Origin of the sequence: Pseudonocardia tropica (genome assembly GCF_040105315.1) — a bacterium.
GTDB classification, from domain to species: Bacteria; Actinomycetota; Actinomycetes; order Mycobacteriales; family Pseudonocardiaceae; genus Pseudonocardia; species Pseudonocardia alni.
Map to the genome: position 1 here is coordinate 24,449 of NZ_JBEDNP010000025.1, position 9,295 is coordinate 33,743.

The 9,295-nt window shown below is 70.0% G+C and carries 8 protein-coding genes and 1 pseudogene; 3 read left to right on the plus strand and 6 right to left on the minus strand.

Annotation, left to right across the window (positions count from 1 at the left end):
* Nucleotides 1-80: 80 nt before the first annotated feature.
* Both WHI96_RS25460 and WHI96_RS25465 read right to left on the minus strand, forming a co-directional pair.
* Entirely contained in the window at nt 81-545 is a 465-nt protein-coding gene (locus tag WHI96_RS25460) for a PaaI family thioesterase (RefSeq protein WP_253066973.1), read from the minus strand.
* A 253-nt stretch (nt 546-798) separates the two neighbouring features.
* Nucleotides 799-1,197, minus strand: a complete 399-nt coding sequence (locus WHI96_RS25465) for a hypothetical protein (RefSeq protein ID WP_349302459.1) — start codon at nt 1,195-1,197, stop codon at nt 799-801.
* 123 nt (nt 1,198-1,320) lie between these two features.
* Between WHI96_RS25465 and WHI96_RS25470 the strand changes: the two genes are divergently transcribed.
* Entirely contained in the window at nt 1,321-2,103 is a 783-nt protein-coding gene (locus WHI96_RS25470) for a class I SAM-dependent methyltransferase (RefSeq protein WP_170918957.1), read from the plus strand.
* Nucleotides 2,104-2,155: 52 nt separating this feature from the next.
* Here WHI96_RS25470 and WHI96_RS25475 read toward each other — a convergent pair whose 3' ends face one another.
* The 3 genes from WHI96_RS25475 to WHI96_RS25485 are packed head-to-tail and all read right to left on the minus strand — an operon-like array spanning nt 2,156 to nt 5,538.
* Nucleotides 2,156-3,481, minus strand: coding sequence for an MFS transporter (locus WHI96_RS25475; RefSeq protein ID WP_075315380.1), 1,326 nt, complete (start codon nt 3,479-3,481; stop codon nt 2,156-2,158).
* Between the two features lie 24 nt (nt 3,482-3,505).
* The gene (locus WHI96_RS25480; RefSeq protein WP_094928609.1) at nt 3,506-4,354 is read right to left on the minus strand and encodes a YmdB family metallophosphoesterase; all 849 of its coding nucleotides are present in this window, start codon (nt 4,352-4,354) and stop codon (nt 3,506-3,508) included.
* The gene (locus WHI96_RS25485; RefSeq protein WP_050802454.1) at nt 4,351-5,538 is read right to left on the minus strand and encodes a cobalamin-independent methionine synthase II family protein; all 1,188 of its coding nucleotides are present in this window, start codon (nt 5,536-5,538) and stop codon (nt 4,351-4,353) included. Before WHI96_RS25485 ends, WHI96_RS25480 begins: the two co-directional genes overlap by 4 nt.
* A gap of 129 nt (nt 5,539-5,667) precedes the next feature.
* Between WHI96_RS25485 and WHI96_RS25490 the strand changes: the two genes are divergently transcribed.
* Together WHI96_RS25490 and WHI96_RS25495 are read left to right on the plus strand one after the other, a co-directional pair.
* The gene (locus tag WHI96_RS25490) at nt 5,668-6,555 is read left to right on the plus strand and encodes a MurR/RpiR family transcriptional regulator (protein WP_010234896.1); all 888 of its coding nucleotides are present in this window, start codon (nt 5,668-5,670) and stop codon (nt 6,553-6,555) included.
* A gap of 133 nt (nt 6,556-6,688) precedes the next feature.
* Nucleotides 6,689-6,991, plus strand: coding sequence for a hypothetical protein (locus tag WHI96_RS25495; protein ID WP_143517423.1), 303 nt, complete (start codon nt 6,689-6,691; stop codon nt 6,989-6,991).
* Nucleotides 6,992-7,083: 92 nt separating this feature from the next.
* Here WHI96_RS25495 and WHI96_RS25500 read toward each other — a convergent pair.
* A pseudogene (locus WHI96_RS25500) lies at nt 7,084-9,168 on the minus strand (Tn3 family transposase); the annotation flags it as partial.
* Nucleotides 9,169-9,295 lie beyond the last annotated feature (127 nt).

Here is a 9,295-nt window from a genome sequence, read left to right on the forward strand (position 1 = left end):
GTGTGTGAACGTTGACGGAACTCGACCCGGGGTGGCGGCCGATCGACCCTGTGACCTCTCTCGCACCTCCCTCAGTGAACTCAACCCTGAGGCACCGGAAACACCAGGAACGAGGCTCCTCCGTGAGCCACCAGCCTGCCGTCCGCGGTCATGACCCGGGCGTCGGCGGTCGCCGTTCTGCTGCCGCAGTGCACCACGTGGGCCTCGCAGCACACCTCGGGATCGTCGACCCGGAGCTTGCCGACCAGGGCGATCGAGAGTCCGGCCGCCGTGTACGTCGTTCGGGGCGGGAGCGCCGCATGGACCGCGCTGGCCATCGCCGCCTCCATCAGGGTCGCCAGGACGCCGCCCGCGACGGAGTAGTGGGCATCGGCGGCGCGGGTCGACGGCTGCATCGTCCAGACCGCGCGGCCTGCCCCGATCGCCTCGAGGGTGATCCCGAGCGAATGGCCCACCCCGATTCCGGCCGTCAAGCCGTACTCGACGAGGGCGCGATACTGCTCGGCGCGTTCTGCCTCGTGGGCCCGTTCGTCGACATTGGTCATGGGCACTCCCCTTCCGAGTCCGGACGCTGCGAGACGGTACGCATCGCAGCAAAGCGACGACGGGCGCGAAAGGCAGGGCTGATCGCCCGATCGCGGACGAAGGTCGCGACCCAGGTGCCGGGCGTCGTGCGCGGCCAAGTTGCCGGCGAACGCCATGAGCGGCCCTCGACCGGGAGGCCGCCGAGTACGTGCCGTTGTGGGTGGACAAGGGATGATGGCGGACCTGAGTCCCCGATACCTCGACCGGCACCGGTCAGGGTGGCGGCACCGCGGCCCGGTAGAGCCAGGCGCCGTCGGGGTCCGGGTAGTCCTCGACCCGGTGGTAGACGGCCTGTCGGCTAGTTCGGCCGTCCGACCAGTACAGGCTCGGCAGGGGAATCGACATGTACCCGTAGTGAGCGGTCACACCCTCGGCGGGTCCGTCGAGGAGGCGGACGTCGACTGCCATGATCGTTAGCGTCCTCCGGGTATGCCGCGGCGGCAATGGGCCGTCCGGACCAGCGGGCCGCTCCGGGGTTGTCTCCAGCGTCAGGTGGCGGGTCGTCGCGTCGGTGACCGGCTGCCCCGATGCGATCGGGTCGTCGGGCTCAATGTGGCGGCAGACCCACGTGTCGAGCTCGAAGAGCCTCTCGGCGATGTTCTCAGAACGCACGCCGAAGATGGGGCCCGCCGCACTCATCAGATCGGCGGCGAGCCGAGGGCTGTCGGAGTCGACGAGACGGGCGATGGCTGCGTCAGAGTTCTGATGACCAGTCTTGAGATCTACAACCCGCGGATGACCTACAACACCGCGGCCGTGGACTACGACACGACTTCGGTGGACTTCTGGAGCTACGCGGCCACTGAGACGGTGCAGCGCTTGGGGCTGAGCGCAGGCCAGTCGGTTCTGGACGTCGCGTGTGGGCCTGGCCCCGCTGCGCTGGCCGCCGCGCAGCAAGTGGGCGCGCAGGGCACGGTGCTCGGGGTCGACATCGCCGAAGAGATGATCGCGCTGGCGCGTGGGCATGCAGCCGAGACCGGTGCATCGCAGGCCGAGTTCGTGGTGGGCAGCATGGACGCTCTCGACGTCGGCGCCGATCGGTTCGACGCGGCGACGTGCGTGTTCGGGATCTTCTTCGCCAGCGATGTCCGGGCGAGCATCGCGGCGATGCGCGACGCAGTACGTCCGGGCGGGCAGGTCGCGGTGACCTCGCTCGGCCCGAAGTTCTTCTCCCCGCTCTACGGGCAGTTCATCGAGGCCGCTCTCGCCGAGCACCCGGGGCTCGACGTCGACGTGCCGTGGCATCGCACCGAGGACGCCGAGGTGATGCGCGCACATCTCGAAGCCGCTGGCCTCGAGCAGGTCGAGGTCGTGCACGAGGTCAGTGCGCTGCCCCTGCAGACGCCGCAGGACTGGTGGCGGATCGCGACCGGTACCGGGATCCGGCGCCTGATCATGGAGCTGGAGCCCTCGGCGGCGGAACGGGTGCAGGAGCAGAACATGGCCTGGATCCGGGAGCAGAACATCGACCACGTCGAGCTGGGCGTCATCTACTGCCGAGGCATCGTCGCCGGATAGATCGCCGGGGCCGCCGCGATCCGGTCGCGGGACGTCATAGGAACCCGCGCGGTCACGTGTCCATGTCGGCTCCGGTCGGCGCCGGTTGCGTGCTGTGTACCGATCGGGCGAGGACCACGATCGCGGCGGCCGCCGCGGCCGCGACGAACAGCGCGATCGCGGCGATGACGCCGAAGCCACCGGTGGTCGTGGCCAGCGCGGCAGCGACCAGCGGAACGAAGCTGGAGACGGTGCTGCCGAGCTGGTAGGTGGTCGAGACCGCGGAGAACCGGACCTCGGTGGGGAAACTGGTGGCCAGCAGCCCGGCGATCCCGGCATAGACGGCGCCGTGTCCGACGGTCATGGCCAGCAGGAAGGTCACCACGGCGGCGGCCAGGCTGCCGCCGGGTACCCACAGCAGGCCGGGTATCAGCGCGATCGCGGCTGCGGCGAGACCGGCGAGCATGACCGAGCGATAGCCGATGCGGTCACACAGCGTCCCGAACGCCGGGGTGCTCAGGCACTGTCCGGCGGCGGCGATCATCAGGGCGAGCAACGCGGTGCTGCGGTGCTCCCCGGTAGGGCCGGACGCGACGCTGAGCAGCCAGACCGTGAACAGGGTGACGATCGTGCCGTGCCCGAGCGCTGCGGCGCTGCCCGCGACGATCCGCCGGGGGTAGCGCCGCAGCGCAGCCAGCAGAGGATTTTCGAGGAGCTGCCCACGGGACCGGGCATGGGCGAAGGCCGGCCCGTCGTCGAGGCGGAGCCGGATGAACAGGCCGAGGCCGACCAGCAGCACCGAGACGAGGAACGGTAGCCGCCAGCCCCAGGCATAGAACTGCTCATCGGGCAGGGTCGCAGCGGCGCTGAACGCCACGGTGCCGAGGAACAGGCCGGCGGGGAAGCCCATCTGTGGCCAGCTACCGAAAAACGCCTGCCGCCCGGGTGGGGCGTGTTCCACGGCGAGCAGGACCGCGCCGCCCCACTCACCGCCGACCGCGAGGCCTTGCAGGATCCGCAGCGTGATCAGCAGGATCGGTGCCCAGATCCCGATCTGGGCGTAGGTGGGCAGCAGCCCGATCCCGACCGTTGCTGCCCCCATGAGCACGACGGTGGCCACGAGCAGGGTCTTGCGGCCGATCCGGTCGCCGAAGTGCCCGGCGACGAGTCCGCCGATCGGGCGGGCGACGAACCCGGCGGCGTAGGTGCCGAACGCGGCCAGCGTCGACGAGGTCGGGGAACTCGCGGGCAGGAACAGCGGCCCGAGTACGAGCGCGGCCGCGGTGGAGTAGAGGTAGAAGTCGTACCACTCGATCGTCGAGCCGATGGTGGAGGAGATCAGCACCCGCCGCCGCGTTGCTCCTTGGTCGGGCGAGGCTGCGGCGGGGGTGCCGGTCATTGGTCCTCCTGGTGGGTGCCCGTGTCAGCTGATGCGGGTGACCGCGGTGCTCGCTCCGGTGGCGTCGATGTCGAGGACGACCGCTCCGAGGGCGAGTGGGCCTTGGGCGAGGGTGTAGGCGGGCAGGGCGGTGTGGTCCTCGCCGCGTAGCTTCGCGACGAAGTGCATCGGGTCGAAACCGCCGCCGGTGTGTCCGAGCCGGCCGGTCATTCCCAGCTCGGCGACGTACCCGGTTCCACCGGGCAGCAGGTGCCCGCGCAGGGTCGGATCGTGGGTGTGGGTGCCGACCACGCCGGCGACCTGTCCATCGATGGCGGCGGCGAAGGACGCCTTCTCCCACGGGGACTCGCCGTGCAGGTCGATCACCACCGCACCGGGCAGGTCGTGGTCGGCGGTGATCTGGCACCAGGACGGCCACAGCGGTCTCGGCATCGGCGCAGCCATGCCGGGCAGCTCCGCCGTGGGGGAGAGCAGGTTCATCACGGTCAGCGTCGTCTGACCGCGGCGCAGGGTGAGCAGGCCCTGGCCGCGGTCCTCGTCGAGGTTGAGCGGTCGCACGACCTGCGGGTAGGAGAGGATCTTGTCGACGTCCGGGCCGTCCCAGGAGTGGTTGCCACCGGTGATCGCGTCCACGCCGGCATCGAGGAGCTGGTCGATGACTTCGACGGTCATGCCGAACCCGTCCATCGGGTTCGGGCCGGTGACCGCGCAGTTCTCGGCGTTGACCACGACCCAGTCCAGGCCGTGCTCGTCACGCAGCTGCGGGATCCGGCCTGCGAGCCAGCCCGCGGCCTCCTCGCCGACGACGTCGCCGACGCACAGCACCCGCATCGCCCCGGTACCCGGCTCCGGCCGGGCCTCGGTGGTGCTCATGCGCTGAGCTCCACAGCATGCGCCGGTCGGCGAGGGGAGCGCAGCTGCTCGGTGGCCAGGCGGGCTCCTTCGACCAGGGAGGCGAGCTTGGCCCAGGCGATCCGAGGGTGCACGGGCAGGAACGAGGCGAAGGTGGAGAAACCGCAGTCGGTGCCGGCGATGACGCGCTCGATCCCGACGCTGCGGGCGTAGCGGACGATGCGCTCGGCGACCAGCTGCGGGTGCTCGATGTAGTTGCTGCAGGTGTCGATCACTCCCGGGACGAGGATCTTGTCCGCGGGCAGCGAGTAGTCCTCGAACACCTGCCACTCGTGGGCGTGGCGAGGGTTCGCCGCCTCCATCAGCACCCCGCGGGGCCGCCCGGTCATGACAATGTCGACGATGTCGCCCAGGTCGACGTCGCGGTGGTGCGGGGACTCGTAGTTGCCCCAGCACAGGTGCATTCGCATCCGGTCCGGATCGATGCCGGCGGTGGCGGCGTTGAGGGCCTCGATGTGCCCGGCGATAGCGCGGCGGAACTCGGCCACGGTGGCGTCGGCGTACTGGGCGTGGCGGCCCATCGCCAAGTCCGGGCAGTCGATCTGCAGCACGAACCCCGCGGCGACGATGGCCTCGTACTCGGTGCGCATCGCCTCGGCCAGCGCCCCGAGATAGGCCTCGTGCGAGCCGTAGTGCTGATCGGCGAGATAGATCGCGATCACCCCCGGCGACGCCGCGGTCACCACCACCTCCGACGGCGCACCGTCGCCGGCCGAGTCCACCGCCGCACGGAGCTCCTTGAGCTCCTGGGCCAGGTCCTCGCCGCCGGTGTAGCGCACAGGCCCGGTGCACGACGGTGTCGCGGTCACCAGCCCGTCGAGAGCCTGCGCGGTGATCTCGGGGTAGTCGTCGAGGTCGGCCAGCGAGAGCGCTCCGGCTTCGCCGTCGAAGCCCGACATCCGCTCCTTCACATATGTCGCGTATCCGATCTTGCCCTGCTCGCCGTCACTGCCGACATCGATCCCGATCTCGCCCTGGCGCGCCACGACCTGCTGGGTCGCGTCCCGGATCAGCCCCGGAAGCCGAGCCAACGACTCTTCGTTCGCGGTGCCGGTCTCGCGCGCGACCATCAACTCGGCCAGCTCGCTCGGGCGCGGCAGGCTGCCCGTATGGGTGGTCAGAACGCCTTCTGCGCTGCTCGTCATCACAAGTACCAGAAGCTAGGCCCGCGCCGGAAACGTAGATCGTATGGAACCTGAACGATGGATGGAACTTCCGTCCACAACACATGGAACTTGCGAAATGTAGGGTTCTAGCTGGCTTAAGGTGGTGGCATGGCCCGCCCCGTGACGACCCGAGCCGCGCTCGATCACCGCCCCGAACCCAAGCTGGTCGGGCCGATCACCACCCGGATCCGGTCACTACGGCCCAGCCTCTCACCCACCGCCGCCCGCATCGGTGACGCCGTCCTCGCAGCTCCCGCCGAGGTCGTGGGCCTGACCGTCACCGACCTGGCCGACCGCACCGGCACCTCGGTCGGCAGCGTCGTGCGCTTCTGCCAGGACATCGACCTCAAGGGCTTCCACGACCTCAAGCTCCGCCTCGCCGCCGAAGCCGCACCGCACGCGACCGCGAGCCAGCAACCCGGTGGAGCCCCAGCGAACACCATCGAGACGGTTCTCCGGTCAGCGGTCACCGGGCTCGAGCAGCTCCCCGCCACCCTCGAACACCACACCCTTCTCCAAGTCGCGCAGGAACTACGGCGCGCCACCCGCGTGCTCGTCGCGGGGGTCGGCTCCTCCGCGCCGATCGCCATGGACGCCGGACACCGCCTGCGCACCCTCGGCGTGCACGCCGAAGTGCTGACCGACCCGCACCAGCAGCACCTGGCGGCCCGCATGCTCGGCACCGACGGCTGCTGCCTGGCCATCAGCCACACCGGACAGACCCAGGAGACCCTCACCGCGCTCCGAGCGGCGGGGGACGCCGGCGCCAGCACGATCGGGCTCACCAGCTACCACCGCTCGCCGTTCACCGAACTCTGCAACCACGCGATCGTCGCCGGCGCCACCGAGCTCCACGGCCTCGAGGCCACCGCCAGCCGCCTGGTCCACCTCGCCGTCATCGACGTCCTGGTCGCGCTCGTCACCGACCTCGACCCCACCGCGGCCGCGCAGGCCGAACAGCTCTACACCGACGCCGTCGCTGCCCACCGCGTCTAACCCAACCATCAGCCGCCCAGACGGTGTCGACGACAGTTCCGGTAATCCTGGCTCCAGAGACCAGCCGACAACCCCACCGCCCTCCTCCCGGATTCAGGCCCCTAGTCAGGACGGGTCACCTATGGTCGAGCTCATGAACAGTCAGGACGGCGGAGGCGGTCGGCGGCCGCTAGAAACCGAGCAGGACCGACAGGCCGAGCAGGTGCGGGCGCTACTCCGCGCGGCCGGATGCGCCGAATTCGGCGAGAATCACGGCGGCTTCGTCGTCGAGCCCGGCCCTGACGGGGAGCTTCTCGTGGCCTGCTCCGACGGGCCCGGGCTCGACCTGGCTGCGGAGGAACAGCACTACCGCCACCTGCTGACCACAGCCGGCTACAGCACCTCCGCCGGTCTACTCGATGACGGAAGCGGACTGCGAGTCGTGTCTCAACACTGAGCGGAATCAGGCAGCCTTGGCACGAAGGTAGCGGGATGTCTTGGTGTGACCAGCGCTGCCAAGTGCGGCTTGCGTGAGGTGAGCGGCCGTCATCAGGTACGCAGCCGCAGCCGCGCGGTCATGTCGAGGTGGACCTGGCCGTAGGGCAGCACGTGGGTCCAGAACAGCGGGGACAGGCCGCGCCGGTCGGCCGGCGACAGCGTGTTGGCCCAGTCGGGGTCGTCGAGGACGTCCTGCAGCATCAGGGTGTTCACGTAGACCAGTGCGGCCTGCAGGATCCGCAGGCAAGCCACGATCATCTCCTGCTCGTCGCGCCGGTTGGTGGCCAGGCCGCCGCCCTTACCGTAGGCGATCACCGAGTTCGCTCGGTTCCACGACTCGACCACGTTGAGCCCGGCGTTGATCTCGCGCTGCAGCTCCCGCGAGCGCAGGTAGCGGGCGACGAAGATGGTCTTCTGGGCGCGTCCGAGCTCCAGCATCGCCTGGTAGGTCGGGTGCGATGCCGCCCGGGTGAACCGGCGCAGGATCGCCTCCGTCGACGCTGTCCCGGTGCGGATCGCGGTCGCGTACTTGATCATCTGGTCGTACTGCTGGGCGACGAGGTCCCAGCGGATCGGGCGGGTCATCGCCGGCGCCAGCCGCGGGTGCCGCTCGGTCTGGCCCGGCCCGGCCCGATAGAGGCGGACCCGGTTGATCTGCTTGATGCGCGGCAGCAGCTCGAACCCCAGCAGGCGCGTCACGCCGAACCCGATCTCGGACTGGCCGTGGGAGTCCACGTAGTTGCCCTCGACCTGCATGGTGGTGCCGTGTCGGACAGCGCCCTCGACCATCGCGGCGACCTCGCTGGCGGTGCAGGAGATCAGCTGGGAGTGCACGGCCATCGAGTCCCGCTCGACGTGCCAGTAGATCAACACCCCGCGGCCGCCGTAGCGGGAGTGCCACTGAGTGAGCAGATTTTGGTCCAGCGCCGCGACGTGGGTGGAATCTGAGGCCACGGTGGTCGACCCGCCACCCCAGATCGCCTCGCGGCGGGCGCGGAAGGTCGCATCAGCGATCGCGACCGCGATCTCCCGCGCAGCGTCGAGGTTGAGATAGCGGCGGCGCACGTAGCGTAGATCCTCCTCGCTGTGCGGGTGTCGCCCGGCGGCAACGGCGCGTAGCCCGGTGTTCGTGCCGTACCCGTAGATGGCCAGGACCAGCCGCTCGGCCAGCACCTCCGGCGAGATCCCGGTGCGGCCGGTGCGGCCGGTGACCGAGGTGAGGCAGCCGGTGCGCAGGACGGTTTCCTTGAGCATGTCCACCAGCGGCACGGCGCCCCACCGCCGCGCCACCTCGGCCTTGAGCCTGCGCAACCCGGTCGGCTCCGGGACCGCGTCGAGCGGGGTCAGCCGGATCGCTCCGGACGCCCGCTCGGCCACCTCCAGCCAGCCCAGGCCAGGCAACGCCTCGTCAAGACCATCGAGCTCGTCGGTCAGCTCGTCGCGGACCTCGTCGATGAACGCGGTCGGGTCCAGGGGCTTGCGCAGTTCCCGGTAGTGCTCGACCCGGTGGAGGTCGAAGTCGGCAGGGAGGTCGGCGTCGGGATTGCGCCACCGCGCGGCGCCGGCGACCCAGATGTCCTTGCATCGAAGCCGCTCGCGCAGCACCTGGAAGGTGGCGATCTCATACGCCATGCGCACAGCCCGGCGCCGTCCGCGGGTGTCGGCGCGCCACACCAGCGGCTCCCAGTCCCCGCCCAGCCCCGCGTGCAGTGGGACAGTCTCGTCGGTCGGGTAGTAGGAGCGGTTCCCCGACACCGCATGACGCCCGATCAGCTCCAGTGCGTCCAGCACCGGGCGGTGGGTGTTCGACGAGCGGAACTCCAACACGTCGAGCAGCCGGATCAGGCCGCGCCGGTAGTGGTTGGTGTACGAGGCGCGCAACGTCGTCCGAACCGTGCGCTGATACACCGGCCCCTTGGTCTTGTACTCGTGGACCAGCTCGCGCAGCGTCTGCTCCCCACCCGACACCGCCGGGAACACGACCTCACGGACCGCCTCGTCGGGGTGTGCCAGGGCCGCGTCGGCGATCGAGAACAAGATGTTCTCCTTGCCGGTGACCCGCTTGAACGCGTTCACCAGCTCCTCGGTCACTTTCCGCTCGGCTCGCGCCCCGATGCGGTGCACCGTGGCGATCAGTGAGGCTTTCCCAGTAGTGGCGGCTCCGGACGGCGACACGCCGAGGACACGGAGATGATCAACAGGGGCGCGGGACCCCGGTAGGAGAGGTCGGTCCGTCCAAAGATCGACTCTCACCGAGGTCCCG

Bases quoted from the DNA above. Each gene is read 5' to 3' on its own strand.
- WHI96_RS25460 (WP_253066973.1), bottom strand. From the start codon at position 545: ATGACCAATGTCGACGAACGGGCCCACGAGGCAGAACGCGCCGAGCAG.
- WHI96_RS25470 (WP_170918957.1), top strand. From the start codon at position 1,321: ATGACCTACAACACCGCGGCCGTGGACTACGACACGACTTCGGTGGAC.
- WHI96_RS25475 (WP_075315380.1), bottom strand. From the start codon at position 3,481: ATGACCGGCACCCCCGCCGCAGCCTCGCCCGACCAAGGAGCAACGCGG.
- WHI96_RS25480 (WP_094928609.1), bottom strand. From the start codon at position 4,354: ATGAGCACCACCGAGGCCCGGCCGGAGCCGGGTACCGGGGCGATGCGG.
- WHI96_RS25485 (WP_050802454.1), bottom strand. From the start codon at position 5,538: ATGACGAGCAGCGCAGAAGGCGTTCTGACCACCCATACGGGCAGCCTG.
- WHI96_RS25490 (WP_010234896.1), top strand. From the start codon at position 5,668: ATGGCCCGCCCCGTGACGACCCGAGCCGCGCTCGATCACCGCCCCGAA.
- WHI96_RS25495 (WP_143517423.1), top strand. From the start codon at position 6,689: ATGAACAGTCAGGACGGCGGAGGCGGTCGGCGGCCGCTAGAAACCGAG.